This is a genomic window from Nonomuraea sp. NPDC047897, from assembly GCF_043204415.1.
Taxonomy (GTDB): Bacteria; Actinomycetota; Actinomycetes; order Streptosporangiales; family Streptosporangiaceae; genus Nonomuraea.
This window is the reverse complement of record NZ_JBIDCC010000015.1, coordinates 145452-170198: the sequence shown is the minus strand read 5'-3', so window position 1 is coordinate 170198 and position 24747 is coordinate 145452. Positions and strand designations below refer to the sequence as shown.

Annotated in this window: 26 protein-coding genes; 12 read left to right on the top strand and 14 right to left on the bottom strand. The window is 73.0% G+C overall.

The features are described 5' to 3' along the window. Positions 1 to 39 precede the first annotated feature (39 nt). The 6 genes from fdh to ACGF0J_RS30625 all read left to right on the top strand — a co-directional run bounded on the left by fdh (position 40) and on the right by ACGF0J_RS30625 (position 7710). Positions 40 to 3270 carry a formate dehydrogenase gene (gene fdh, locus ACGF0J_RS30650; RefSeq protein ID WP_393151334.1) on the top strand — a complete coding sequence of 1077 codons (3231 nt, stop codon included), beginning with the start codon at positions 40 to 42 and terminating at the stop codon, positions 3268 to 3270. Continuing rightward, positions 3263 to 4087, top strand: a complete 825-nt coding sequence (locus tag ACGF0J_RS30645; RefSeq protein ID WP_393151332.1) for a 4Fe-4S dicluster domain-containing protein — start codon at positions 3263 to 3265, stop codon at positions 4085 to 4087. The genes fdh and ACGF0J_RS30645 overlap by 8 nt, the downstream gene beginning before the upstream one ends. Continuing rightward, positions 4084 to 5010 (top strand): NrfD/PsrC family molybdoenzyme membrane anchor subunit, encoded by a 927-nt coding sequence (nrfD, locus tag ACGF0J_RS30640; RefSeq protein ID WP_393151330.1) that lies wholly within the window; start codon positions 4084 to 4086, stop codon positions 5008 to 5010. The genes ACGF0J_RS30645 and nrfD overlap by 4 nt, the downstream gene beginning before the upstream one ends. An 87-nt stretch (positions 5011 to 5097) precedes the next feature. Then, entirely contained in the window at positions 5098 to 5226 is a 129-nt protein-coding gene (locus tag ACGF0J_RS30635; protein ID WP_393151328.1) for a hypothetical protein, read from the top strand. After that, positions 5226 to 7250, top strand: coding sequence for a SelB C-terminal domain-containing protein (locus tag ACGF0J_RS30630; RefSeq protein WP_393151326.1), 2025 nt, complete (start codon positions 5226 to 5228; stop codon positions 7248 to 7250). The genes ACGF0J_RS30635 and ACGF0J_RS30630 overlap by 1 nt, the downstream gene beginning before the upstream one ends. Before the next feature lie 79 nt (positions 7251 to 7329). Beyond that, entirely contained in the window at positions 7330 to 7710 is a 381-nt protein-coding gene (locus ACGF0J_RS30625) for a VOC family protein (RefSeq protein WP_393151324.1), read from the top strand. Positions 7711 to 7713: 3 nt separating this feature from the next. Here ACGF0J_RS30625 and chrA read toward each other — a convergent pair whose 3' ends face one another. The 7 genes from chrA to ACGF0J_RS30590 form a co-directional block, all read right to left on the bottom strand. Further along, positions 7714 to 8847, bottom strand: coding sequence for a chromate efflux transporter (gene chrA, locus ACGF0J_RS30620; protein WP_393151322.1), 1134 nt, complete (start codon positions 8845 to 8847; stop codon positions 7714 to 7716). 73 nt (positions 8848 to 8920) lie between these two features. Continuing rightward, on the bottom strand, positions 8921 to 9679 hold the full coding sequence (locus ACGF0J_RS30615; protein WP_393151320.1) for a response regulator transcription factor: 759 nt from the start codon (positions 9677 to 9679) through the stop codon (positions 8921 to 8923). A gap of 28 nt (positions 9680 to 9707) precedes the next feature. Then, complete coding sequence (gene pstB / locus ACGF0J_RS30610) at positions 9708 to 10535, bottom strand: phosphate ABC transporter ATP-binding protein PstB (RefSeq protein WP_393151466.1); 828 nt, start codon at positions 10533 to 10535, stop codon at positions 9708 to 9710. Between the two features lie 25 nt (positions 10536 to 10560). Next, entirely contained in the window at positions 10561 to 11451 is an 891-nt protein-coding gene (gene pstA, locus ACGF0J_RS30605) for a phosphate ABC transporter permease PstA (RefSeq protein WP_393151318.1), read from the bottom strand. Beyond that, positions 11451 to 12389, bottom strand: coding sequence for a phosphate ABC transporter permease subunit PstC (pstC, locus tag ACGF0J_RS30600; protein ID WP_393151316.1), 939 nt, complete (start codon positions 12387 to 12389; stop codon positions 11451 to 11453). The genes pstA and pstC overlap by 1 nt, the downstream gene beginning before the upstream one ends. A 2-nt stretch (positions 12390 to 12391) precedes the next feature. Further along, positions 12392 to 13387, bottom strand: coding sequence for a PstS family phosphate ABC transporter substrate-binding protein (locus tag ACGF0J_RS30595; RefSeq protein ID WP_393151314.1), 996 nt, complete (start codon positions 13385 to 13387; stop codon positions 12392 to 12394). Between the two features lie 210 nt (positions 13388 to 13597). Beyond that, on the bottom strand, positions 13598 to 14623 hold the full coding sequence (locus ACGF0J_RS30590; protein WP_393151312.1) for a zinc-binding alcohol dehydrogenase family protein: 1026 nt from the start codon (positions 14621 to 14623) through the stop codon (positions 13598 to 13600). A 59-nt stretch (positions 14624 to 14682) separates the two neighbouring features. Between ACGF0J_RS30590 and ACGF0J_RS30585 the strand changes: the two genes are divergently transcribed. After that, the gene (locus tag ACGF0J_RS30585) at positions 14683 to 15315 is read left to right on the top strand and encodes a hypothetical protein (protein ID WP_393151310.1); all 633 of its coding nucleotides are present in this window, start codon (positions 14683 to 14685) and stop codon (positions 15313 to 15315) included. Positions 15316 to 15358: 43 nt separating this feature from the next. On the opposite strand, the gene ACGF0J_RS30580 is transcribed toward ACGF0J_RS30585, so the two are convergent. Then, the gene (locus ACGF0J_RS30580; RefSeq protein WP_393151308.1) at positions 15359 to 15781 is read right to left on the bottom strand and encodes a hypothetical protein; all 423 of its coding nucleotides are present in this window, start codon (positions 15779 to 15781) and stop codon (positions 15359 to 15361) included. 172 nt (positions 15782 to 15953) lie between these two features. Here ACGF0J_RS30580 and ACGF0J_RS30575 point away from each other — a divergent pair, with 172 nt between their 5' ends. Continuing rightward, positions 15954 to 17342, top strand: coding sequence for a selenium-binding protein SBP56-related protein (locus ACGF0J_RS30575; protein ID WP_393151306.1), 1389 nt, complete (start codon positions 15954 to 15956; stop codon positions 17340 to 17342). A 13-nt stretch (positions 17343 to 17355) separates the two neighbouring features. Next, positions 17356 to 17979: a hypothetical protein gene (locus tag ACGF0J_RS30570; RefSeq protein WP_393151304.1), complete on the top strand. Its 624-nt coding sequence runs from the start codon at positions 17356 to 17358 to the stop codon at positions 17977 to 17979. A gap of 43 nt (positions 17980 to 18022) precedes the next feature. On the opposite strand, the gene ACGF0J_RS30565 is transcribed toward ACGF0J_RS30570, so the two are convergent. The 5 genes from ACGF0J_RS30565 to ACGF0J_RS30545 all read right to left on the bottom strand — a co-directional run bounded on the left by ACGF0J_RS30565 (position 18023) and on the right by ACGF0J_RS30545 (position 21124). Continuing rightward, the gene (locus ACGF0J_RS30565) at positions 18023 to 18394 is read right to left on the bottom strand and encodes a hypothetical protein (protein WP_393151302.1); all 372 of its coding nucleotides are present in this window, start codon (positions 18392 to 18394) and stop codon (positions 18023 to 18025) included. Positions 18395 to 18417: 23 nt separating this feature from the next. Next, on the bottom strand, positions 18418 to 18807 hold the full coding sequence (locus ACGF0J_RS30560) for a roadblock/LC7 domain-containing protein (protein WP_393151300.1): 390 nt from the start codon (positions 18805 to 18807) through the stop codon (positions 18418 to 18420). Positions 18808 to 18845: 38 nt separating this feature from the next. Then, positions 18846 to 19700, bottom strand: coding sequence for a hypothetical protein (locus ACGF0J_RS30555; RefSeq protein WP_393151298.1), 855 nt, complete (start codon positions 19698 to 19700; stop codon positions 18846 to 18848). A gap of 3 nt (positions 19701 to 19703) precedes the next feature. After that, positions 19704 to 20081 carry a roadblock/LC7 domain-containing protein gene (locus ACGF0J_RS30550; RefSeq protein ID WP_393151296.1) on the bottom strand — a complete coding sequence of 126 codons (378 nt, stop codon included), beginning with the start codon at positions 20079 to 20081 and terminating at the stop codon, positions 19704 to 19706. Positions 20082 to 20290: 209 nt separating this feature from the next. After that, a complete protein-coding gene (locus ACGF0J_RS30545) occupies positions 20291 to 21124 on the bottom strand; it encodes an aldo/keto reductase (protein WP_393151294.1) in 834 nt (277 codons plus the stop codon). Between the two features lie 116 nt (positions 21125 to 21240). Between ACGF0J_RS30545 and ACGF0J_RS30540 the strand changes: the two genes are divergently transcribed. Both ACGF0J_RS30540 and ACGF0J_RS30535 read left to right on the top strand, forming a co-directional pair. Beyond that, a complete protein-coding gene (locus tag ACGF0J_RS30540; RefSeq protein WP_393151292.1) occupies positions 21241 to 21576 on the top strand; it encodes a PadR family transcriptional regulator in 336 nt (111 codons plus the stop codon). After that, positions 21576 to 22508, top strand: coding sequence for an HAAS signaling domain-containing protein (locus ACGF0J_RS30535; protein WP_393151290.1), 933 nt, complete (start codon positions 21576 to 21578; stop codon positions 22506 to 22508). Before ACGF0J_RS30540 ends, ACGF0J_RS30535 begins: the two co-directional genes overlap by 1 nt. A gap of 6 nt (positions 22509 to 22514) precedes the next feature. On the opposite strand, the gene ACGF0J_RS30530 is transcribed toward ACGF0J_RS30535, so the two are convergent. Next, positions 22515 to 24020 carry an alkaline phosphatase D family protein gene (locus tag ACGF0J_RS30530; RefSeq protein ID WP_393151288.1) on the bottom strand — a complete coding sequence of 502 codons (1506 nt, stop codon included), beginning with the start codon at positions 24018 to 24020 and terminating at the stop codon, positions 22515 to 22517. A gap of 241 nt (positions 24021 to 24261) precedes the next feature. Here ACGF0J_RS30530 and ACGF0J_RS30525 point away from each other — a divergent pair, with 241 nt between their 5' ends. Continuing rightward, a complete protein-coding gene (locus ACGF0J_RS30525; RefSeq protein ID WP_393151286.1) occupies positions 24262 to 24660 on the top strand; it encodes a MerR family transcriptional regulator in 399 nt (132 codons plus the stop codon). Positions 24661 to 24747: the final 87 nt, after the last annotated feature.

The following is a 24747-nucleotide window of genomic DNA, read 5'->3' as shown; positions in this document are numbered from 1 at the left end:
TTCCGGGGATGATCTCGCATAGACCATACGAAAGCGGGCATGACTCGCGTTGTGCCAGGAAGGGGATGGCTTGCCCGCTGGCCGGTGATCCGCCAGCTCAGGGGCGAGGACGGCCGGAGCGACGCCGCGCGGTCGGCCCGCACCGACGCGCTGCGCCCCCGCACCGAGGACGCCACGACCGTCGCCCGGTCGGTCTGCCCCTACTGCGCGGTCGGCTGCGGCCAGCTCGTCTACGTCGAGAACGGCCGGGTCACCCAGATCGAGGGCGACCCCGACTCGCCGATCTCCCGGGGGCGGCTGTGCCCGAAGGGCTCGGCCAGCAAGCAGCTCGTCACCCATCCGGGCCGCCAGACCGAGGTGCTCCACCGCAGGCCGTACGGCACGGCCTGGGAGCGGCTCGACCTGGACACCGCCATGGAGATGATCGCCGACCGGGTGGTGCGCACCCGGCGGGAGACCTGGCAGCAGACCCACGAGGGCAGGGTCGTGCGCCGCACGATGGGCATCGCCGGCCTGGGCGGGGCGACGCTCGATGATGAAGAGAACTACCTGATGAAGAAGCTCTACACCGCCCTCGGCGCCATCCAGGTCGAGAACCAGGCGCGCATTTGACACTCCTCCACCGTCCCCGGTCTGGGGACCAGCTTCGGGCGTGGCGGCGCGACCACCTTCCAGCAGGACCTGGCAGGCGCGGACTGCATCGTCATCCAGGGCTCCAACATGGCCGAATGCCACCCCGTGGGCTTCCAGTGGGTCGTGGAGGCCAAGGCGCGGGGCGCCCGGGTGTTCCACGTGGACCCGCGCTTCACCCGCACCAGCGCGCTGGCCGACCGGCACCTGCCGATCCGCGCGGGCAGTGACATCGTGCTGCTCGGCGCGCTGGTCAACCACGTGCTGCGCAACGAGCTGGACTTCCGCGAGTACGTGCTGGCCTACACCAACGCGGCCACGATCGTGTCCGAGGACTTCCGCGACACCGAGGACCTCGACGGCCTGTTCTCCGGCTGGGACCCGGAGACGGCCACGTACGACCCCCGGAGCTGGGCGTACGAGTCCACGGGCCCGCGGCCGTCGAATGAGCAGCCGTCGGGTGAGCAGGCGGGTGAGCGGGCGGAGGGTGAGCGGGCGGAGGGCGGCCGCCGGCACGCCGAGGCGGCGGGGGCCGACTCCTACGGCGCGGGCGGCCCCGCCGCCCACCCCAGCCCCCGCACCGACCCGACGCTCACCCACCCGCGCTGCGTCTACCGGATACTGGAGCGGCACTTCGCCCGCTACACCCCGGAGCTGGTCGAGCGGCTGTGCGGCATCCCGCGCGACGCCTTCGCCGAGCTGGCCGACGCCGTCACCGCCAACTCCGGCCGCGAACGCACCACCGCCTGGGTCTACTCGGTCGGCTGGACCCAGCACACCGTCGGCGCGCAGTACATCCGCACCGCCTCCATCCTGCAGCTCCTCCTCGGCAACATGGGTCGCCCGGGCGGCGGCATCCTGGCGCTGCGCGGCCACGCCAGCATCCAGGGCTCCACCGACATCCCGACGCTGTTCAACATCCTGCCGGGATACCTGGACATGCCGCACGCCGGACGGCACGAGGGCCTGGACCACTACCTGGAGCTGGAGGGCGGCGCGACGGGCTTCTGGGGCAACCGGCGCGCCTACCTGGTGAGCCTGCTCAAGGCCTGGTGGGGCGAGGCCGCCACCGAGGCGAACGACTTCTGCTTCGGCCACCTGCCGCGCCTGACCGGCGACCACGGCCACTACACCACCGTCATGGGTCAGATCGACGGCACCGTGAAGGGCTACTTCGTGGTGGGGGAGAACCCAGCCGTCGGCTCCTCCGGCGGCCGGGCGCAACGCCTCGGCCTGGCGAACCTCGACTGGCTCGTCGTCCGTGACCTGACCCTGGTGGAGACGGCCACGTTCTGGCTGGACGGCCCGGAACTGGAGACGGGCGAGATGCGCACCGAGGACATCGGCACCGAGGTGTTCTTCCTGCCCGCCGCGAGCCACGTGGAGAAGGAGGGCACGTTCACCAACACCCAGCGGCTGCTCCAGTGGCGGGAGAAGGCGCTCGACCCGCCCGGCGACTGCCGCAGCGAGCTGTGGTTCTACTACCACCTCGGCCGGCTCGTCAGACAGCGGATGACCGGCGACGAGACGGACCGGCCGGTGCGCGAGCTGACCTGGGACTACCCGGAGCACGGGCCGCACCGGGAGCCCTCGGCCGAGGCCGTGCTCCGCGAGATCAACGGGGTCGGTCCCGACGGGCGGGCGCTGTCGTCGTCCACCGAGCTGCGCCCCGACGGGTCCACGGCGTGCGGCTGCTGGATCTACTGCGGCGTGTACGCCGACGAGGTCAACCAGGCCGCCCGCCGCCGTCCCGGCCGGGAACAGAGCCCCGTGGCGCCCGAATGGGGCTGGGCGTGGCCGGCGAACCGGCGCATCCTCTACAACCGGGCCTCGGCCGACCCCGAGGGCCGCCCGTGGAGCGAGCGCAAGGCGTATGTGTGGTGGGACGCCGAGCGCGGCCGGTGGACCGGGCACGACGTGCCCGACTTCGAGATCGGCAAGCCGCCGGACTACGTGCCGCCCGAGGGCGCCCGCGCCGAGGCGGCGCTCGCCGGGACCGACCCGTTCATCATGCAGTCCGACGGCAAGGGCTGGCTGTACGTGCCGGCCGGCCTGGCCGACGGACCGCTGCCCGCCCACTACGAGCCGCACGAGTCCCCGGTCGTCAACCCCCTGTACGCCCAGCAGGCCAACCCGGCCCGTCGCACCTACCATCGCCCCGAGAGCCCGTACAACGCGCCGGGAGGCCGTTTCCCGTACGTGCTGACGACGTACCGGCTGACCGAGCACCACACGGCGGGCGCGATGAGCCGGCCGTTGGCCTACCTCGCCGAGTTGCAGCCCGAGCTGTTCTGCGAGGTGTCACCGGGGCTCGCCGACCGGCTCGGCCTGGCCAACGGCGACTGGGCGACGATCGTGACCAGCCGCGCCGTCGTGGAGGCCAGGGTGCTGGTCACCGGCCGGATGCGGCCGCTGCGCGTCGAGGGCAGGGTCGTCCACCAGGTCGGCCTGCCGTACCACTGGGGATGGGGCGGAGGGGGCCTGGTCACCGGCGACGTGGCCAACGACCTGCTGCCGCTCGTCCTCGACCCCAACGTCTACATCCAGGAGGGCAAGGCCATGACCTGTGACGTGCGGCCGGGCCGGCGGCCGAGGGGCCGGGCGGTGCTCGACCTGCTGGAGATGTACCGGCATGGCTGAGCGCATGGGGTTCTTCACCGACACGAGCGTCTGCATCGGGTGCAAGGCGTGCGAGGTGGCCTGCAAGGAGTGGAACGAGCTTCCCGCCGACGGTTTCGTCTTCGAGGCGACCTCCTACGACAACACCGGGACGCTGGGGGCGAGCACCTGGCGGCACGTCGCGTTCATCGAGCAGGCGCGGCCGGTGCCGGCCGGCGACGACGACGAGGGCGTGGAGCGCTGGCTGATGTCCTCCGACGTGTGCAAGCACTGCACGCACGCCGCCTGCCTGGACGTCTGCCCGACGGGGGCGCTGTTCAGGACCGAGTTCGACACGGTCGTGGTGCAGCCCGACATCTGCAACGGGTGCGGTTACTGCGTGCCCGCCTGCCCGTTCGGCGTGATCGACCGGCGGGAGGACGACGGGCGGGCGTGGAAGTGCACGATGTGCTACGACCGGCAGCGCGGCGGGCTCGAACCGGCGTGCGCCAAGGCGTGCCCGACCGACTCGATCCAGTTCGGGCCGCTCGACGAGCTGCGGGAACGCGCCGAGGAACGGGTGGCGCGGCTGCGCGCCGATGGGCACGGGGAGGCCCGCCTGTACGGCGAGAGCCCGTCGGACGGGGTCGGGGGAGCGGGTGCGTTCTTCCTGCTGCTGGACGAGCCGGAGGTGTACGGCCTGCCGCCGGACCCCGTGGTGACCACCCGCGACCTGCCGGCCATGTGGCGCTGGGCGGGCGCGGCGGCCGTGTCGGTGGTGGGGGCTGTGGGGCTGGCGTTCCTGGGGCCGCGCGGCTCGCTCGGGTCGCCCGGCGGGCGTGGGGGAGGGCGGCGGTGACGCCGGAGCGGGCGGTCGTGCCGGAGGCGGAGTTCCGGTCCTACTACGGCCGCCCCGTGATCAAGGCGCCCATCTGGCACGAGCCCCACATGCCGACATATCTCTATCTGGGTGGGATGTCTGGCGTCTCGTCCACGATCGCCGTCCTGGCCCGGTGCACCGGCCGTCACCGCCTGGCCCGCACCGCCCGCGTCGCAGCGGCTGTGGGCGCGGCCTCCGGAGCGGCCCTGCTCGCCGCCGAACTGGGCAGGCCCGAACGGTTCCTCAACATGCTGCGGGTCGTCAAGCCCACCTCCCCGATGAGCGTCGGCTCGTGGATCCTCGCCGCCCAGGGCGGCCTGTCGGCCGCCGCCCTGATGGCCGATCCAGGGCCGGTTCCCCCGTTCGTCGGCGACGTGGCGCTGCTGGCCACCGGCGTGACCGGGCCGCTGACCGCCACCTACACCGCCGTCCTGGTCGCCGACACCGCCGTGCCCGCCTGGCACGAGGCGTACCGGGAGCTGCCCTTCCTGTTCGCGGGCAGCGCGATGGCCGCGGCCGGAGCGGTCGCCATGCTCGGCACGCCCCGGGTCCACGCCGCTCCCGCGCGGGCCGTGGCCGTGCTCGGAGCGGCCATGGAGACGGCCGCGGGCGAGATCATGGAACGCCGGCTCGGCTTCCTCGGCGAGCCGTACCGGACGGGACGGGCGGGCCGGCTCCTGCGTGCCGCCCGCGTGCTGACGGCCGGGGGCGGGCTGCTCGCGGCGGCCGCCGGACGCAGCCGCGCGCTCACCGCCCTGTCCGGGCTCGCCCTCACCGCGGGCTCCCTGTGCACCCGCTTCGGCGTCCTGGAAGCGGGCCGCGCCTCGGCCGCCGACCCGAGGTACACGGTCGTCCCCCAACGCCGGCGCCTCGACGCGGCCGCTGGAAGCGCGGCCCCCTGAGCCGTTCCCGGGGCCTCCGGGGGAGGTCGGCGCAGGGTCTCGGCCCGGCGGGTTCGATTCCCGTCCGCCTCCGCTTATGTTCGAGACGTGGACCGTCGCAGGCTGGTGCCGCGCACCGACGCCGTGCTCGCCGACCCGCGCCTGGTGGAGGCGGGCGGGCGGCTCGGCAGGTCGGTCGTCGGCGCGGTGCCGGCGGCCGCGGGGGTGCGGGGCTGATGCACGTCGTGGCCACCGCCGGTCACGTGGACCACGGCAAGTCCACCCTGGTACGGGCGCTCACCGGGATGGAGCCCGACCGGCTGGCGGAGGAGCGGCGGCGCGGCCTGACCATCGAGCTGGGCTACGCCTGGACCGGCCTGCCGTCGGGGGAGCGGGTCGCGTTCGTGGACGTGCCGGGACACGAGCGGTTCCTGGCCACGATGCTGGCGGGGGTGGGTCCGGTGCCGGCCGTGCTGTTCGTGGTGGCGGCCGACGAGGGATGGATGCCGCAGTCCGAGGAGCACCTGCTGGCCCTGGAGGCCCTGGGCGTCCGGCACTGCCTGCTGGCGGTGACCCGGTCCGACCTCGCCGACCCGGCTCCGGCGGCCGAGCTGGCCCGCGCCCGCCTGGGCGCGGCCGGCCTCGGGGCGGGCCGGGTCGCGACCGGCGGGGGTACGGGCGGCGTCGGTGTGGGTGGCGGCGTTGGTGCGACCGGCGGGGGTGCGGGTGGGGTGGAGGCGGTGGCCGTGAGCGGGCGCACCGGGCAGGGGCTGGAAGAGCTGCGCCGGGCGCTGGACCGGCTCGTGGGCGATCTGCCCCGGCCCGATCCGGCGGCAGCGGTCCGGCTGTGGATCGACCGGGCGTTCACCGTGCCGGGCAGCGGCACGGTGGTGACGGGCACGCTGCCAGCCGGCACGATCGCGGTGGGCGACGAGCTGCTGCTCGACGGCGAGCCGGTGCGGGTCAGGGCCCTGGAGTCGCTGAAGGAGCCGTGCGCGGCGGTGTCCGGGGTCGCCCGGGTCGCGGTCAACCTGCGTCGCCGCGAACCGCCTGGCCGGGGGCGGGCGCTCGTCACCCCGGGCGGGTGGACGTACACGGACCTGGTGGACGTGCGCGTCGCGCCGGTCGGGGCGCCGGGGCAGGAGGCCGCCGCGCTGCCGCGGCGGCTGACCGTGCACGTAGGGTCGGCGGCGGTGGCGGGCGAGGCACGGCCGCTCGGCGGGCGCGTCGTGCGGCTGCGGCTGGCCCGGCCGGTGCCGCTGCACCTCGGCGACGTCCTGCTGCTGCGCGACCCCGGCCGCGACCCCGGCCGTGACCCCGGCCGTGATCTCGGCCGCGACCCCGGCCGCGACGACGGGCGCGTGACGCAGGCCGCCGTCGCCGGGCGAAGCCGCCACGGGCCCGACCGGTACGAGGCGCGGGTGCTCGCCGGTGCCTGCGTCCTCGACGTGCACCCGCCGGGCCTGCGCCGCCGCGGCGCGGCCAGGGAGCGGGCGGCCCTGCTGGAGGCCGCCCTGCCGGAGCCCGCCGTGCCGGACGCGGCGTTCGCGCTCCGCCTCCACCGGCTGCTGCGCGCCCCCGACCTGCACGCCATGGGTGTCCCGCCCGAAGGCCCCGGGACGGCCGGCCCGCCGGAGGAGGGGAACCGCATCGGACCGGTGTCCGGAGACTGGTACGCCGATCCCGGCCACTGGGCGGAGCTGGGCAGGCGACTGGTGGAGACGGTGCGGCGGCACGCGGCCGGTCACCCGCTGGAGCCGGGCATGCCGGTCGAGGCGGCCCGCCACGAGCTGAGCCTGCCCGACCGGAGGCTGGTCGCGGCGCTGGTCCGGCCGCCGCTCACCGCCGCGGCCGGGCGGATCGTGTCCGGGCGGGTCGTCGCGGGCCGGGTCGTCGCCGGCCCGGCGGTCCTGCCCGCACCGGTGGCCCGGGCCGTCGAACGGCTGAGCCGGGAACTGGCGGCGCGACCCTTCCACGCGCCGGAGGCGGACCGGCTGGCCGAGCTGGGGCTGGGCCCGCGGGAGCTGGCCGCCGCGGTGCGGGCCGGGAGCCTGCTGCGCGTGGGCGACGGGATCGTGCTGCTGCCGGGGGCCGACGCGCGGGCGGCCGAGCTGCTGCGCCGGCTGCCGCAACCGTTCACGGTCAGCCAGGCCAGGCGCGCCCTCGACACCACCCGGCGGGTCGCCGTGCCACTCCTCGAACACCTCGACAGGGCCGGTCTCACCGAGCGTCTGGACGAGGTGCACCGGCGGTGCCGCTGACCGGTCCTGCGCCGCCGCGTCCCGGTGCCGCACCCCGTCCTGACGTGACCGCGGCGATGACCGGGGTACGGACGCGACCATGGCATGCCGTATCACCGAACTCGTCATCGACTCCCGCGACCCCGAGCGCCTGGCGCGCTTCTGGTGCGAGGTGCTCGGCTACGTCGTCCTCGACCGGGAGGAAGGCTTCGTCCAGATCGGGCCGGAACGGGACGGCTCCGGCGGCCCGCAGCCGACGATCGGCTTCAACGTGTCCGACGGTCCGCGAACCGGCCAGCAACGCCTGCACGTCGACGTGAATCCCACCGACCGCGACCAGGACGCCGAGCTGGAGCGCCTGCTCGCCGTCGGCGCGGTGCCCGCCGACGTGGGGCAGACGGGCGAGGAGTCGTGGCATGTCCTGGCCGACCCCGAGGGCAACGTGTTCTGTCTGCTCCGCCGCCGCCTCGGCCGGTCGTGAGCGTCACGTGAGAAGGGTGTGCGCCAGGCCGATCAGGGCGCCCGCCGCGATGAACCACGCGTTGTTGAGCCGGGTCCGCCACAGCAGCGCCAGCGTGGCCAGGGCGATGCCCACCGTGAGCGGATCGACGATCGCGGTACGGCCGAGCTGGTAGGACACGCCGGTCATGAGGGCGAGTGCGGCGGCGTTGACCCCGTCCAGCAGGGCCGAGGTCCAGTCGGACGACCGCAGCCGGTCGGTGATCTTCGTGAGCAGCCCGACGAACACGAACGACGGCAGGAAGATCGCCACAGTGGCCAGAAACGCCCCGGCGGGCCCGGCGATCACGTACCCGATGAACGTCGCCGTGGTGAACACGGGCCCGGGGGTGACCTGCCCGATCGAGATGGCGTCGACGAGCTGCTGCTCGGTCAGCCAGCCGAGCCGGTCCACGAAGTCGCCGCGCAGGAAGGCCAGCAGGACGTACCCGCTGCCGTACAGCACGGCGCCGATCTTGAGCATGGTGAGGAAGAGCTGGGTGAGCTGGCCGCCGGTCGGATCGCCGAGGCCCAGCAGCGGCACCGCGACCAGCCCGTGCGCGCCGCGCCCCGCGCGGCGGGCGAGCAGGGCGCCGCCCGCCAGCAGCCCGCCGGCCGCCAGCACCAGCAGCTCGTTCACCCCCAGCAGGTACGCGGCCAGCGCTCCCGCGGCCAGCAGGCCGAGCCATACGTTCTTGACCACGGTGCGCAGCAGCCCGAACAGCGCGTGCGCGATGATCGCGATCACGGCCGGCACGACGCCGTACAGGATGCCCTCGACCGCGGGTGTCTCGCCGTAGGTCACGTACGCCCAGGCGAGGGCCGTGACGATGAGCGCGGCGGGCAGGATGAAGCAGATCCCGGCGGCCAGCAGGCCGCGCCATCGGGCCCGGTCGTAGCCCAGGTGGATGGCCAGTTCGGTCGAGTTGGGGCCGGGGACCAGGTTGGTGGCGCCCATCAGGTCGACGAAGCGCTGGTCGGTGACCCAGCCGCGGCGGCGCACCAGCTCGTCGCGCATCATCGCGGTGTGCGCGGCCGGGCCGCCGAAGGCGATCGTGCCGAGCTTGAGGAACAGCAGCGCCACCTCGCGCACCGAGCCTGGGGGTGATTGCTCGCTCACCAGAGAGGTCCTTCACGTGACGGATGCCGGCCGAGCTCGGATGCGGCGGCATGGCGGACCGCCGGGCCGCCGCTCAGCGGTTCGTGGGCGTGACCAGCCGGTAGCCGACGCCCCGGACTGTCTGGATCATCGTGTCATCCGTGTCGCCGAGCCGTGCGCGCAGCCTCTTGACGTGCACGGCGATCGTGTTGGTGGCGACCGTGTCGGCCGAGGAGTGCCACACGTGCCGCATGATCTGCTCGCGGGTGACCGTCCGGTCGATGTTGCGCATCAGGTAGAGCAGCAGCTCGAACTCGCGCAGCGGCAGGTGCACGGTCTCGCCGCCGACCCGCACCTGGTAGGCGCCGATGTCGAGCTCCACGTTGCCGATGACGAGCGGCCGGCCCGCGCCGGGCTCGCCCGACGCGGCGGCCTGCACGAGCGGCAGCAGTTCGTGCACCCGGTACGGCCGCGCCACGCACGCTGTCGCCCCCGCCGACAGCGCCTGCACGGCCAGCTCCGCGTGCCCCTCTCCGACGCCCAGCAGCACCGGCATGGTCCGGCTGGCCCGCAGCGCCCGGACGAAGTCGACCGGGCCGACCAGCGGGATGGTGGCGCTGACCAGCACCACGTCCGGCTGCAACGCCCCCGCCTGGAGCAGCGCCTGGGCGCCGTCGGCGACACCGGTCACCTCGACGCCCTCGCGGCCCAGCGCGTCGGTGAGTTCCCGGACGCCCGTGGTGTCGGGGTCGGCCACCAGCAACACGGGCGCACCCGGCGTCTGCCGGGCGCGCGCCGGGGCCGCGCCGTTGCGGGCCTCCTCGTCCCCTGCGAGTGTCGCCTGCGGACGCATCAGCCGGGTCCTCCTCTGCGGCGTGGGGTCACCCGAAGCGTCCGGTGATGTAATCCTCGGTGCGCTTGTCGGACGGGTTGGTGAAGATGCGGCTGGTCTCGTCGAACTCGACCAGGCGGCCGTGCCGCACGCCGGCGTCGTCCACTTCGGCGGTGAAGAACGCGGTGCGGTGCGAGACGCGGGCGGCCTGCTGCATGTTGTGGGTGACGATCACGATCGTGTAGTCGTGCGCCAGCTCCTGCATCAGGTCCTCGATCTTGGTGGTGGCGATCGGGTCGAGAGCCGAGCAGGGCTCGTCCATGAGGATGACCTCGGGCTTGACCGCGATGGCCCGCGCGATGCACAGGCGCTGCTGCTGGCCGCCGGACAGCGACAGGGCGTTCTGCTTGAGCTTGCCCTTGACCTCGTCCCACAGCGCCGCCTTGGTCAGCGCCTCCTCGACGATGTCGTCCATCTTGCCCTTCAGCCCGTTGACCTTGGGGCCGTAGGCGATGTTGTCGTAGATCGACTTGGGGAAGGGGTTGGGCTTCTGGAAGACCATGCCGATGCGGCGGCGCACCTCGATGGGGTCCACGTGGTCGCCGTAGAGGTCCTCACCGTGGTACTGGATTGTGCCGGCGGCGCGGGCGCCGGGGATGAGGTCGTTCATCCGGTTGAAGCAGCGCAGCACGGTGCTCTTGCCACAGCCGGACGGGCCGATCATCGCGGTGATCTCACGGTTGCCGATGAGCATGTCGACGCCGCGCACGGCCTCGTAGTCGCCGTAGTAGACGCTGAGGTTCTTGACGGTGAAGACGGGGTCGAGGGACTCGATGGTGCGCGGCGCCTCCGGCCCCCGGACCGTGACGTTCGGCATGGACGTTCCAATCTCAGTCATTTCTTCACCAGCGCTTCTGGTAGCGGTTACGGAGCCAGATGGCGACGGAGTTCATGAGCAGCAGGATCACCAGCAGGATCACGATCGCCGCCGCGGCCAGGATGTGGAAGCCCTCGCGCGACTGCGAGATCCAGTTGAAGATCTGGATCGGCAGCACGGTGTAGCTGGCGAAGATCCCGTCCGGGTTGAAGCGGATGAACGACACCGCGCCCAGCATGAGGAGCGGGGCCGCCTCGCCGATCGCCCGCGACAGGGCGAGGATCGAGCCGGTCGCGATGCCGGGGATCGAGGCGGGCAGCACCTGGCGGGAGATCGTCTGCCACTGCGTCGCCCCCAACGCCAGCGAGCCCTCGCGGATGGAGGGCGGCACGGCGCGGATGGCCTCCCGCGACGCGATGATCACGATGGGCAGCACCAGCAGCCCTAGGGTGAGCGACGCGGTGATCACGCTGAACCCGAGGCCGAGCGTGCGGGCGATGATGCCGAGGCCGAGGATGCCGTAGACGATCGACGGGATGGCGGCCAGGTTCTGGATGTTGAGCTCGATGACCCGGTTGTACCAGCGGGTCTTGTCGGCGTACTCCTCCAGGTAGATCGCCGCGGCGATGCCCGTCGGGAGGGTGAACACCGCGGTGAGCGAGATGACCCAGAGCGTGCCCGTGATCGCCGACTGCGCGCCCGCGATGTCGGGGTTGCGGATCGACGGCATGTTCTCCCACAGGCGGGGGTCGAGCCGCGGCCACCCTTCCACGAACACGTACGACAGCAGGGCCACCAGGAAGACGAACGCGATGGCCAGGCTGGCGAGCAGCAGCGTCCTGAACAGGTGTTCCCTGACCGGGGTTCCCTTGCTCGCCAGTTGCACGGCGGAGCGCGGCGTCGAGAGAACGGCCATTACTCGTACACCTCCCGGTACCTGCGCACCAGCCGCACGCTGAGGTAGTTCATCGCGAACGTCATCACGAACAGCAGCGAGCCGACCGCGAAGATGGTGTGGTAGTCGACGGTGCCGACCGGCACGTCGCCGGAGCCGGCCGCGGCGATGAAGGCCGCCATGGTCTGCATCGCCTTGCCCACGTCGAAGGTGAAGTTCGGCTGGCCGCCACCGGCGATGTAGACGATCATCGTCTCGCCGGCGCCGCGCGAGATCGCGAGGATGACGGCCGCGACGATGCCGGAGAAGGCCGCGGGCAGCACCACGCGCAGCGACGTGGTCATCTTGGAGGCGCCCAGCGCGTAGGAGCCCTCGCGCAGCCCGTTCGGCACCGCCGCCATCGCGTCCTCCGACAGCGAGGCCACGATCGGGATGATCATGAAGCCGACGACGAGACCCGCGCACAGCGCGTTGAAGATCTCGATCTCGAACGGCATGACGCTCCGGAGCAGCGGCGTGACGAACGTCAGCGCGAAGAAGCCGAAGACCACGGTCGGGATGCCGGCCAGCACCTCCAGCATGGGCTTGAAGAACTTGCGCACCTTCGGCTTGGCGTACTCCGACAGGTAGATGGCGGCGCCCAGCCCGAGGGGCACGGCCACCACGATCGCGATGCCCGTCGTGATCAGCGTCGCGCTGACCAGGGGCAGCACGCCGTAGTGCGGCGGCTCGAACAGCGGTCCCCAACTGGTGGAGGTGAAGAACTCCACCGCGCTGACCTCGCCGAAGAAGGCGATCGTGGGCTCCAGGAGCGAGACCACGATGCCGATGGTGGTGGCGACCGACAGGAGGGCGGCCAGCATGAGGACCGCCTTGATCGCCTGCTCGCCGTAACGCGGGCGCGACCGCGCCAGGGACTGGGGAGTCCCGGGCACGGTCGCGTTGTGGGGGGCCGCCATGCTTACGCCTGCGACTTCAGGGTCGCGAGGTCGGTGGTGAGCTTGGCCTGCTGCTCGGAGTTGAGCGGGATGTACTTGGCGTCCTTCGCGATCTTGTCGTTGTTGGTGACGAAGTAGTCGAGGAACGCCGCGACCTCGGGCCGCTTGGCGGCGGCGGCCGACGGGTAGATGAACAGCGGCCGCGCCAGCGGGGTGTAGGTGCCGTCCTGGGCGGTCGCCGCGCTCGGCGCGACGCAGCCCTTGCCGGAGTCGATTTCCACGGCCATCAGCTTGTCGGCGTTCTCCTCGAAGTAGGTGAAGCCGAAGTAGCCGAGGCCGCCCTTGGAGCCGGTCACACCCTGGACGATGACGTTGTCGTCCTCGCTGGGGCTGTAGTCCTTGCGGCTCGCGCCCTCCTCACCGTTGATCTCGTCGGTGAAGTAGTCGAACGTGCCGGAGTCGGTGCCGGGACCGAACAGCTTCAGCGGCTCGTCCGGGAACTTGGCGTCCACCTGCTTCCAGCTCGTGACCTTGCCCTCGGCGCCGGGCTCCCACATCTTCTTGAGCTGGTCCGTGGTCAGGCACTTGGCCCAGGTGTTCTCCTTGTTGACCACGACGGTGAGCGCGTCGGTGGCGACGGTCAGCTCGGTGAACTTGACGCCCTTCGCCTCGCAGGCCGCCTTCTCCTCGTCCTTGATCGGGCGGGAGGCGTCGGCGATGTCCGTCTCGCCGTTGCAGAACTTCTCGAAACCACCACCGGTGCCGGAGGTGCCGACCGTCACGTTGATCTTCGGCTGCTCCTCGGAGAAGAACTCCGCGGCGGCGCTGGTCAGGGGGGCCACCGTGCTGGAGCCGTCAGCCTTGACCTGGCCCGCGAGCTCGGCGCCGGCGCCCTGGGAGGCCGCCGTGGTGCTCTCCCCCGACTGCGTGGAGGTGTTGGTGCCGCCACAAGCGGCGGAAAGGGCCACAACGACGGCGGCCGTCGCCACGGCGCTGAGGCGGCGCTGTCCACTGGTCACGGGTGTGTTCCTTCTCCGTAGTGAGATCCGTTCTCGGTGCAATCACAGGAAAACGTCCGAAAGTGAACAGACGGCGAACACGTCATGACGGCAGCTCGAAAGGGTGTGCCGAAGCGCGTGAATCCCTGTTAAGAAACCGGCGCGAGCCCTCCCGAGCAGGGGAGTTGGGTCGCGGCGGCGGCGCGGGGGACCTGTCCCGGGTGCGGGCTCTCAGCCGCCGGCGCGCAGGACGGCCGCGCCGGTGACGCGGTCGGCCGCCAGGTCGGCCAGCGCGCGGTCCGCCTCGTCCAGCGCGTACGGCACGGTGGACACCCGCAGGGGATGGCGGGCGGCGTGCTCCAGGAGGGCACGGCCGTCGGCCCGGGTGTTGGCCGTGACGCTGCGCAGCGTCCGCTCCTGGAACAGGTGCTCCTGGTAGTCCAGCGACGGGATGTCGGTCAGGTGGATGCCGGCGACGGCCAGCGTGCCGCCCCGGTCCAGGGCTGCCAGCGCCACCGGCACCAGGTCGCCCACCGGCGCGAACAGGATGGCGGCGTCCAGCGGTTCGGGCGGCGTGTCGTACGCGTCGCCCGCCGAGGCGGCCCCCAGTTTCAGCGCCAGCCTGCGCGCCTCGGCCGCCCGCGTCAGCACGTGCACGGTGGCGCCCCGCGCGATGGCCACCTGCGCGGTCAGGTGGGCCGACGCCCCGAACCCGTACACGCCCAACCGGCCGCCGGGCGGCAGCTCGGCCCGCAGCAGCGCCCGGTAGCCGATGATGCCCGCGCACAGCAGCGGCGCCAGCTCCTCGGCCGGCCGGCCCTCGGGCAGCGGGTGGACGAAGCCCGCCGGCGCGGCCAGGAACTCGGCGTAGCCGCCGTCGGCGTCCCAGCCGGTGTAGCGGGAGCGCGGGCACAGGTTCTCGGCGCCGCGCGCGCAGTAGCGGCAGACGCCGCAGGTGGAGCGCAGCCACGCCACTCCCACCCGGGCGCCCACGGCGAGCCGCCCGGCTCCGGCGGCCGACGGGCCGTGCGCCACGACGCGGCCGACCACCTCGTGGCCGGGGACGGTGCCCGGCCGGCGCGGGGCCAGGTCGCCCTCGGCCAGGTGCAGGTCGGTGCGGCAGACCGCGCACACCTCCACCCGGATCAGCACCTCGCCGGGGCCGGGCTCGGGCACGGGCAGCCGCACCCGCTCAAGGGGCCGCGTCGCCATCGGGCCGGGCCGCCGTACCACCCACGCCGTCATCGTGTCCGCCATCAGCCCATCGTCACACGCCGTGGGTGAACCACCTTCGCGCGGCACACGTGTGGAGGGACATGACGTCGCGCATCCTCCTCGTGCTCGCGCTGCTGGCGGGCATGCTGACCATCACCGCCGGCCCGGCCGTGGCCTGCTCCTGCGCCCGGCTCACCCCGAAGCAACGGGTGGCCGAGGCGGCGGCCGTCTTCACCGGTAGGGCCACCGAGGTGCGGCTGGTCGAACCGACGGAGGACGGCGGGAAGGTCACCGCCACCCTGCGCGCCGACCATGTCTACAAGGGCGAGGTGGGGCTGCTGGCGGAGGTGTCCAGCCGGGTGGAGGGGCCGGCCTGCGGGTTCGAGTTCCGGGTGGGCGAACGTTACCTGATCTTCGCCCATGCCGACGGGGAGGCGCTGACCACGTCGAGCTGCTCGGGCAACCTGACCGTCCCGGCCGGCGGCCGGCCGTTGCGGCTCTCCGCCGACGCCCCCATGGTCACCCGTGCCCTGCTCGCCGCGCTCGGCACCGCCGGCCCCCCGCCGACCCACCCGCCTCTCACCTGGTCGCCCACCCCCGCCGCGCGGGTCGCGGCCGGCGCCTCGCCCGACGGCCTGCCGATCGTCGGCCTGACGGCCCTGGCGGTCCTGGCGGCGGGAGGGGTGGCGGCGGGTGTCGCCCTGACCCGCCGCATGCGCCCGGCCCGTCGCTGACGGCGGAAGGCGCCCCCGCCCCGGGGGCGCCCCGGTCGGCGGTTCAGCGGTGCGAGCAGCCGATCCACCTGATGACGTGCCTGTCCTTCTTGACGACCCGCGCGTTCCGCGCCACGAAACGGTCGGCGTCGGCCCGGTGCCGGAACTCGCGCGTGTGCACGACGCCCCTCCGGTCGCGGAAGCGGACCTCCCAGCGGCCGGCCGTGCGGTGGTCGACCAGTTCGGTCCCGCACCGCACCTTCCGGTGCGGCCGGCAGTCGTCGTGGCCGGCCCTGCGGTGGACGACGTGGCGTTCGCCGTTCTCGTACACGACGAGGTCACGGCACTCCCGGGGAGTGAGCTGGTCGCTCGTGATGACGATGGGTTCGTCGCCGGAGGTGCTCGCGGCGAACGCGGGAGCGGACATCGCGGCTGTGCCCCCGAATGCCGCCAACGCGATGATGGCGGCAGATAGCGCACGTCTCATGTGACCCTCTTTCGATTGCTACGGATGGAATTGACCGGCCGATCAGCGTGCAGCCTGACAGGTCGGGTGTCAGCTCCGCGTCAATGAAGTCGATCTCCGCAGGTGTGTCATGTTTGGCCCCCGAAACCCCCATACCTATTGACTCGGTAGGTGAGGGGGAAAGCATGGAGGAATGGCGCTCTGGACACCGGATCCCACCTTCTACCCCTCCCCGCGCGACGCCGCCGCCGCGCCGGCGGAGCGGTACGCCTACGTCGCCGCGTTCGACCGCCAGGCGGCCCGGCCGGACGCCATCGCCGTCCTGGACACCGATCCCGACTCGCCCGGCTACGGCGGCGTGGCCGGCTGGACCGAGCTGCCGACCACGGGCGACGAGCTGCACCACTTCGGCTGGAACGCCTGCAGCAGCGCCCTGTGCCCGTACGCCCCGCACCCGCACGTCGAGCGCCGCTACCTCGTCGTGCCCGGCATCCGCTCCTCGCGCATCTACATCCTCGACACCAAGGACCGGGTCAGCCCGGAGATCGTCAAGGTGGTCGAGGCCGAGGAACTGGCCCGCCGAGCCGGCTACTCCCGCCCGCACACCGTGCACTGCGGCCCCGAGGGCCTGTACGTCTCCGCGCTCGGCGGCGCCGACGGCCAGGACGGCCCGGGCGGGATCGCCGTCCTCGACCACCAGTCGTTCGAGGTGCTCGGCCGGTGGGAGATGGACCGGGGCCCGCAGTACCTCGCCTACGACTTCTGGTGGCACATCAACCACGACGTGGTGATCACCTCCGAGTGGGGCACCCCATCCATGATCGAGAACGGCGTGGTGGGGGAGCTGCTGCTCGGCCGCAGGTACGGGCACCGGCTGCACTTCTGGGACCTGCGCAAGCGCCGCCACCTGCAGGAGGTGGACCTCGGCGACCAGTACCAGATGCCGCTCGAACTGCGTCCCGCCCACGACCCGACCCGGACCTACGGGTTCGTCGGCGTCGTCACCAGCGTCGAGGACCTGTCGGCCTCGGTGTGGACCTGGTTCCACGAGGACGGCCGCTGGCAGGCGCGCAAGGTCATCGACATCCCCGCCGAACCGGCCGACCCCGCTGACCTGCCGGACGTGCTCAAGCCGTTCGGCGCGGTGCCGCCGCTGGTCACGGACATCGACCTCTCGGTGGACGACCAGCGGCTCTACGTCTCCTGCTGGGGCACCGGGGAGCTCAAGCAGTTCGACGTCGGCGACCCGTTCAAACCGGTGGAGATCGGCTCCCTGCGCATCGGCGGCATCGTGCGCGGCGAGCCGCACCCGGCCGGCGGAGAACGGCTGCGCGGCGGGCCGCAGATGATCGAGGTCAGCAGGGACGGCCGGCGCCTCTACGTGAGCAACTCCCTGTACGGCGCCTGGGACGACCAGTTCTACCCCGAAGGCGTCGGGGCCTGGCTGGCCAAGGTCGACACCGGGCCGTTCACCTTCGACGAGCGGTTCTTCCCGCACGGCGACGACTTCCGCGGCCTGCGCGCGCACCAGGTCAGGCTGCAGGGCGGCGACGCGTCGTCCGACTCCTACTGCTATCCGTGACGATCCGCCGACCATGACGATCGCGACGGCCCTGCTGCTGGGCGCTTTCCACGGCCTCAACCCGGCCATGGGCTGGCTGTTCGCGGTCGCCCGCGGCCTGCAGGAACGAAGCAGGGACAAGCTGCTCGCGTCCCTGCCGGCCATCGCGGCCGGGCATCTGGGGTCCGTCGCGCTGGTCGCGGTCGTGGTCGGCGTCACCGGCTCGCTCACCACGGCGACCGTGCTGTCGATCGCGGGCGGCGTGGTGCTGGTGGGGTTCGGCCTGTGGCGGCTGCTGTCGAAGCGGCACTTCCGCTGGGTGGGCATGCGGCTGTCGCTGCCGCAGCTCGCCGGCTGGTCGTTCCTCATGTCGTCGGCGCACGGCGCCGGGCTGATGCTGATCCCGGTGTTCACCGGCCTGCGGCCCGCCGGGCAGGAGCACGCCGGCCACCTGACGCACGCCGCCCAGTCGGTCACCGCCGGGCTGGGCGTCGCGGCCCTGCACACGGTGGGGATGGTCGTGGTCTCGGCCGTGGTGGCGGTCACCGTCTACGAGGTGGCCGGCCTGACCGTCCTGCGCCGGGCCTGGTTCAACGTGGACCGCATGTGGGCGGTCGCGCTCGTGGCAGCCGGGCTGTTCACGCTGATCCAGGCCTGAGCGGGCGTCGGGGGCGACACCGCGGGGCGCGCCCCCGGGCGGCCTAGACGTCCAGTTTCTCCTCGATGGAGCGGAGCTGGTGGCGGGCCAGCGCCAGGTTGGCCCGGTTCCGGTCGAGCGCGAGGTAGAGGAACAGGCCCTTGCCGCCGCGCCCGCTGATCGGCCGGATGATGTGGTACTGCGTGCCGAGCGTGATCAGGATGTCCTCGATCGCGTCCTTCAGCCCGAGCGAGTCCATCGTGCGCAGCTTGGCCTTGACCACCTCCGTGTTGCCGGCGCCCGCGACCTGCAGGTCCAGCTCCTTCGAGCCGCCGAGGGCGCCCAGCGTCATGCCGCTGCCGTGGTCCACGACCGCCGCGCCGAGCGAGCCGTCGATCCCCATCATCTCCTTGAGGGAGACGTCCATGCTGGCCATGCTTTCCTCCGTTTTCGTGACGGTCATCGGATCCGTGCTGCGATGGCGGCCACGGTGGCCGCCGTCTTGTGCCCCTCCAGCCGGAGCAGCCCGAGGTTCGTGCCGGGCCGGGCCAGGACTGTGAGGACGATCGTGGGGCCCGCGGCGTAGAACGCGGCGAACCCGGCGCTGCCCGAGATGAGCGTCTCCTGGAGATCGCCCCTGCCGGACAGGGAGAGCATGCGCCTGCTCATCGCGACCAGTGCGGCCGTCAGCGCGGCCGTCCGGTCGCCCTCGCGAGCGGCGAGATCGCAGGCGAGGGGCAGCCCGTCCACCGTGCAGGCCACGCTGCCGGTGATGTCCGGAGTGCGCTCGCGCAGGAGGACCATCTCCCGCAGCACCTCCTCCCGCAGCAGCTCGTCACGGAGCTCCACCGGCGGCCTCCTTCTCAGCGACAACCTCTGGGCGAACCTCATGACAGCTCCTCCAGGGCCTTCTTCAGCCGCATCAGCAGCTCCAGGTCCGCTGGATCCGCCGTCACGGCCGGCCCGATGAGCCCGGCTCCAGGTCCGGGTCCGGGTCCGGAGTCCGCCCTCGCCGCGGACCCCGGCCCGTCACCCGGGCCGCTTTTCGCCCGGGCCGCCTGCCGGGAGCGCTTCGGCAGCGCCGGACGGTCCTCCCCGGGCGGCGTCGGCACCAGCAGCCCCGCCGCCGCAAGCTCCCGTACGGCCAGCAGGACCGAGTATCCGGACCGGCCCAGCCGCCGGGCGAGTTCGAGCGGCGTCAGCTCGTGGTCGGCGTGGGTGACCACCTCCCACTGCACCCGGCTGAGCGTGACGCCCTGCCCGGCCAGCCGCGGGACCGGCCGTACCGGTGCGGCGTCCACGTCGGCCGACGGCCAGGTCCGCGCCAGGTGGGCCCGGCGGCGCGCGCACTCCCGCACGAGGCCCCGCACGTCGAAGAACCAGCAGCCGCCCAGCCAGTGCCGCTCGCCGGGACGGAACTTCGGCCGCGTCCCGGACGACGGCAGCAGGAAGAAGGCGGCGTCCAGGACGGCGCCCAGCACGCAGAACTGCAGCTCGCCCAGCGTGACGGGCCCCTCGGCGAGCAGCCGCTCGCTGCCGCCGTCGCTCTGGAACCGGCGCAGCGCCGCCTCCGGCATCCGGCCGCGCGCCGCGAGGATCCGCTCGACGCCGGGGGTGTGGGCGCACTCCATGTACGTCACCCGGCCCTCGTCGAGGAAGACCGTCCCGGCCCGGCCGACCCGGAGCGCCCCCGTGGAGCGCTCCTGAGCCAGTCCGGACAGCAGCGTGTCGAGTGCGGCCATGGGTCACGCCAGCAACCGGGTCGAGATGTGCTGCAGGCGGAACCGCGCCAGCGCGACGTTCGCCCGGTCCAGGTCGAGCCGTACGTAGATGACGAGCGGCCCCTCGAAGGCGGTCTCCATCAGCCTGAGCAGGTGGTGCCCGTGGTCGGTGGTGACGAGCATGTCGTCGATGCGGACCGTGTCTCCCGGGCACGAACGCGCCAGCCCGTCCACGGTGGCCCGGAGCGTCTCGGTCAGGGCGGCCGCGGAGCGTTCGGTGTCGACGCCGTCGGGCGCCCCGCTGGCGAGGACCGCCATGCCGCTGGTCTGGTCCAGCAGCATCGCGTCCAACGCTCCCGGTATGGCCATGACCTCGGTCAGGCAGTCGTGCAGGCCCAGCACCCGTCCTCCCCTCGCCGCCGCCTCAGGACGGAGACAGCGTAGGAGCAGCGGAGGGAGGCGGACCGGGACGGCGGGGGCGCGGTGCGAAAGGTATATGGCCGGGACGGAGAAAAACCCAACTGCGGCGGACTTCTCTCGGATTTGTGGGTATTTCTCGCATCAGAAGGGCGAGAAGGTTTCCGTTGGTCCCGAGCCTCCGCCCCGGGAGGTCAGGCCAGGCGTGACATGTTGGTGTACTGCTCCGCCGTCAGGGTGACGCCGGCGGCGGCGAGGTTCTCCTCCAGATGGCTCACCGACGACGTGCCGGGGATGGGCAGCATGACGGGGGAGCGGCGCAGCAGCCACGCCAGCGCGAGCTGAGCCGGGGTGGCGCCGGTCTCCTGGGACAGCGCGGCGAGCGGGCCGCCGGGCCTGGCGAGCTGTCCCGTGGCGATCGGGAACCAGGGGATGAACCCCATCCCCTCGGCCTCGCAGTGGTCCAGCACCGCCTCGGACTGCCGGTTGGTGAGGTTGTAGAGGTTCTGCACGGTGGCGATCTCGGCGTGCCGGCGGGCCTGCTCGATCTCCTCGACCGACACCTCCGACAGGCCGATGTGCCGCACCTTGCCCTCCTTCTGCAGCTCGGTGAAGACGCCGAGCTGGTCGGCGAGCGGCACGGCGGGGTCGACGCGGTGTAACTGGAACAGGTCGAGGCGGTCCACGCCGAGGCGGCGCAGGCTCATCTCGGCCTCCTGGCGCAGGTACTCCGGGCGTCCCACCGGCAGCCACCGGTCCGGGCCGGTGCGCACCAGCCCCGCCTTCGTGGCGATGACCAGACCCTCCGGGTACGGGTGCAGCGCCTCCTTGATCAGCTCCTCGGACACGTACGGGCCGTAGGAGTCGGCGGTGTCGATGAGGTCGACGCCCAGCTCGACCGCGCGCCGCAGCACCCGGACGGCCTCGTCGTGGTCTCGCGGCGGCCCCCAGACGCCGGGGCCGGTGAGCTGCATGGCGCCGTACCCGAGCCGGTGGACCGTCAGGTCGCCGCCTATCGCGAACGTCATGACGCGCTCCTTCCCCCGGCAGCCATCGTGCCCGAACTAGGACAAACCCAACCACATCACCCCAACGGACGGCGTGCCATGGACATTAGTGTGTGCCGCACAGTATCGTGTGACGCGTGACCTCAGAAGAGCTGATCCTCACCCAGGCCCAGGAGCTGCGCCGCGGCACGGTCGTGCTCGCCTGCCTGGCCCTGCTGGAGGAGCCGCAGTACGGCTACGCGCTGCTGGAGACGCTCAACGACGCCGGGGTCACCGTCGACGGCAACACCCTCTACCCGTTGCTGCGCCGGCTGGAGAAGCAGGGCCTGCTCGCCAGCGAATGGAACACCGACGAGTCCCGGCCGCGGAAGTTCTACCGGGTCAGCCCGGAGGGCTCCCTGGTGCGCGCCCGCCTGGTGCGGGAGTGGCGGGACCTCGTCACCTCGATCTCACGACTGACCAAGGAAGGCTGATGGCCCCCAACACGCTGACCGAGCGCTACGTGCACGAGGTCGTACGGCGGATCCCGGCCGACCAGCGCGAAGACGTCGCCGACGAGCTACGCGCCACGATCGCCGACACCATCGAGGCGCGCGAGCCGGCCGGGCACGGCGCGGCGGAGCGCGAAGTGCTCACCGAGATGGGCGACCCGATCCGGCTCGCCGCCCGCTACGCCGACCGGCCGCTCGCCCTGATCGGGGCCGGCCTCTACCCCGCCTACGTCCGCCTGCTCACCGTCCTGCTGGCCACCGTGCTGCCGATCGTCACCGTGGTCACGGTGGTGGCCGACGTCCTCGACGGCCACGACCTCGGGTCGGTGATCGGCTCCGGCCTCGGCGCGGTCCTCACGGTCGGCGCCCAGCTCATCGCCTGGCTGACGGTGCTGTTCGCGCTGGTCGAACGGTTCGGCGGGCGCGGCGTGACCCGCGGCGCGGCCTGGACACCCGACGACCTGCCCGACGTCCCCGGACCGGGCAGGCGCGGCGCCGCGATCGGCGGCGTGGTGGTGGACGCGCTGCTGCTCGGGCTGATCGTCTGGCAGCACCTCGCCAAGCCGTACGCGGCCGACGGCGGCGAGCGGCTGCCGGTTCTCGACCCCGCCCTGTGGTCGGGCTGGATCTGGCCCGTCCTCGCCGGCCTGGCCGCCCAGGTCGTGCTCGGCCTGGTCCGGATCGCCGCCGGCCGATGGACGACCCCGCTGGTCGCCGCGCACGCGGCCGCCGGCGCGCTGTTCGCCCTGCCCCTGGCCTGGATCCTGTACAGCGGACGGTTCTTCAACCCCGCCTTCCTGACGGAGGTCGGCGGGCTGATGGCGCCCGACGCGTTCGCCACCGTCTCGGCGCTCGGCGTGCTGGCCGTGACCGGCCACGACCTCTTCAAGCGCTGGCGCGAGTCGCGCGCCTGACCCCGGTCACCCCGGGGCGGGCAGCCCCGGCACCCCGTCGGCGACGGTGAACGTGGCCGCGCTCCTGACCGGGGCGCCCGGCGCGCTCACGTACGGCACGACCTTGAGATCGGCGGTCAGGGAGCCGGGCCGCACGTCCAGCAGGAGGTAACCGCGCCGGCGCAGATGGAAACGCAGGTGCGGGTTGCCGTCCAGCAGCGCGTCATCGGCCGGATCGGCGTCATGGCCGTCGCCGCCGCTGCTGATCGAGGTCACCGCGAACTCCGTCCCGGCGATCCGGGAGGCCGGGTCGTCGTAGTCGAGCGCCAGGTTCCCCGCCCAGTGCGCGTGCACGTCCCCGGTGAGCACCACGGCGTTGCGGACGCCGGCCCGCAGCCAGCCGTCGGTGACGCGGGTGCGGCAGTCGGCGTAGCCGTCCCACGCGTCCTGCCGAACCACCAGGCCGGGGCCGGGGTCGCGGTCCCGGCGGCCGAAGAAGACCTGCTGGCCGACGAGGTCCCAGCGGGCGCGGGACCGGCGGAAGCCGTCCAGCAGCCAGCTCTCCTGGTCCGCCCCGATCATGCTGTGCCCGGCGGGCAGGGGCTCGGGGCAGGAGGCGTAGCCGTGGCCGCACGGGTGCGGATCGCGGTGCTGGCGGGCGTCCAGCAGGTGGAAGGTGACCAGGTCGCCCCACGGCAGCCGCCGGTACAGCCGCATGGCCGGACCGTCCGGCCGGGCGCTCGGGCGCAGCGGCATGTGCTCGTAGTAGGCGCGGAAGGCCGCCGCGCGCCGCTCCGCCGGGACCAGGCCGGTCCAGTTGTTGACCACCTCGTGATCGTCCATGACGGCCAGCCAGGGCGCGGCGGCATGCGCGGCCCGCAGGTCGGGGTCGGTCTTGTAGAGGGCGTGCCGCAGCCGGTACCCGGCCAGGGTGACCGCCTCGGGGCCCTCGTGCGCGCGCACGTTGCCGCCCGGCTCCACCTCCCGGTCGGAGCCCTGCTCGTAGATGTAGTCGCCCAGGTGCAGCACCAGGTCGGGCCGCTCGCCGGCGAGCCCGGCGTAGGCGGTGAAGTACCCGTGCTGGTAGTTGGCGCACGAGGCCACCGCCAGGCGCAGCGGCCGGGCCGGCGAGCCCGGCGCGGGAGCGGTCACGGCCCGCCCGACGGCCGACTCGTACGGGCCCGCCCTGAACCGGTACCAGTACTCGCTGTCCGGCCGCAGCCCCGCGACCTCGACGTGCACGCTGAACGCCCACTCGGGGACCGCGTCCTGGGAGCCCTGGCGGACGACGCGGGTGCAGCCCGGATCGGTCGCCACCTGCCAGTGCACCGGCACCGCGGCGGCGGGCATCCCGCCGAGCCCGTCCTCGGCCAGCGGCACGGGCGCCAGCCGGGTCCACAACACGAAACCGTCGGGGGACGGGTCGCCGCTGGCGACGCCCAGCGTGAACGGATCAGCCCACGACGGCGATCTGACCAGGGAGGGCAGACCGGCCGTCAGGCCCAACGCCAGGAACCGCCGCCTGTCCAGCACACGACGATGATCGCCCAGCGTGGGCAAGCTCCCGGTATGCGGACACCCCCGCCAAGGTCACCACTGACGCCGCGTGCGGGCCTTCCCCTCTCCTCTCACGTGAGAGTAGGGTTGATCGCGGCCTGCCAGCGGGGTTCCGCTTCGCCGCGTGCTCACCCGCTGCAGGCCCACAAGCACCCCCCGCACGCCTCCAGCGCCGGTGAGGAGGCGAGAGCCGGCTGCGACGAGGGGGAGGAGCGCGATGGCCGAGGGGCTGGTCCGGATCGGCGAGGTGGCCGAGCGGCTCGGCTTGTCGCTGCGCACGATCCGGCACTACGAGGAGGTCGGCCTGGTCGTCCCCGGGCGCACGTCCGGCGGTTTCCGCCTCTACGGCGAGACCGACATCGACCGGCTCGCCCTCATCAAGCGGATGAAGCCGCTCGGGTTCAGCCTGGAGGAGATGCGCGACCTGCTCGACATCACCGACCGGATCGCGGCCGGCGACGACGACCCGACCCTGGGCGGGCGGCTGCACCTGTTCGAGCGGGCGGTGGCCGACCGCGCCGAGAGGCTGCGCGAGCAGCTCGCCATGGCCAGGGAGTTCGCCGAACAGCTCCGCCGCCGGCGTCTCGAAGCGACGGCGCCCCGCGCACGACCCTGAGCTCCACCCTTACGTGACAGGAGACTTCGCTCGCCGTGCGGGCGGACCTGGCGGATGACCGCGCCGAAGCCGCTCCGGGAGGAGGGC

Bases quoted from the DNA above. Each gene is read 5' to 3' on its own strand.
- ACGF0J_RS30565 (WP_393151302.1), bottom strand. From the start codon at position 18,394: ATGGCCAGCATGGACGTCTCCCTCAAGGAGATGATGGGGATCGACGGC.
- ACGF0J_RS30535 (WP_393151290.1), top strand. From the start codon at position 21,576: ATGGCCCCCAACACGCTGACCGAGCGCTACGTGCACGAGGTCGTACGG.
- ACGF0J_RS30590 (WP_393151312.1), bottom strand. From the start codon at position 14,623: ATGGCGGACACGATGACGGCGTGGGTGGTACGGCGGCCCGGCCCGATG.
- ACGF0J_RS30555 (WP_393151298.1), bottom strand. From the start codon at position 19,700: ATGGCCGCACTCGACACGCTGCTGTCCGGACTGGCTCAGGAGCGCTCC.
- ACGF0J_RS30615 (WP_393151320.1), bottom strand. From the start codon at position 9,679: ATGCGTCCGCAGGCGACACTCGCAGGGGACGAGGAGGCCCGCAACGGC.
- ACGF0J_RS30580 (WP_393151308.1), bottom strand. From the start codon at position 15,781: ATGAGACGTGCGCTATCTGCCGCCATCATCGCGTTGGCGGCATTCGGG.
- ACGF0J_RS30525 (WP_393151286.1), top strand. From the start codon at position 24,262: ATGGCCGAGGGGCTGGTCCGGATCGGCGAGGTGGCCGAGCGGCTCGGC.
- pstB (WP_393151466.1), bottom strand. From the start codon at position 10,535: ATGCCGAACGTCACGGTCCGGGGGCCGGAGGCGCCGCGCACCATCGAG.
- ACGF0J_RS30585 (WP_393151310.1), top strand. From the start codon at position 14,683: ATGACGTCGCGCATCCTCCTCGTGCTCGCGCTGCTGGCGGGCATGCTG.
- pstC (WP_393151316.1), bottom strand. From the start codon at position 12,389: ATGGCGGCCCCCCACAACGCGACCGTGCCCGGGACTCCCCAGTCCCTG.
- ACGF0J_RS30645 (WP_393151332.1), top strand. From the start codon at position 3,263: ATGGCTGAGCGCATGGGGTTCTTCACCGACACGAGCGTCTGCATCGGG.
- ACGF0J_RS30575 (WP_393151306.1), top strand. From the start codon at position 15,954: ATGGCGCTCTGGACACCGGATCCCACCTTCTACCCCTCCCCGCGCGAC.
- ACGF0J_RS30570 (WP_393151304.1), top strand. From the start codon at position 17,356: ATGACGATCGCGACGGCCCTGCTGCTGGGCGCTTTCCACGGCCTCAAC.
- ACGF0J_RS30625 (WP_393151324.1), top strand. From the start codon at position 7,330: ATGGCATGCCGTATCACCGAACTCGTCATCGACTCCCGCGACCCCGAG.
- ACGF0J_RS30630 (WP_393151326.1), top strand. From the start codon at position 5,226: ATGCACGTCGTGGCCACCGCCGGTCACGTGGACCACGGCAAGTCCACC.
- pstA (WP_393151318.1), bottom strand. From the start codon at position 11,451: ATGGCCGTTCTCTCGACGCCGCGCTCCGCCGTGCAACTGGCGAGCAAG.
- ACGF0J_RS30545 (WP_393151294.1), bottom strand. From the start codon at position 21,124: ATGACGTTCGCGATAGGCGGCGACCTGACGGTCCACCGGCTCGGGTAC.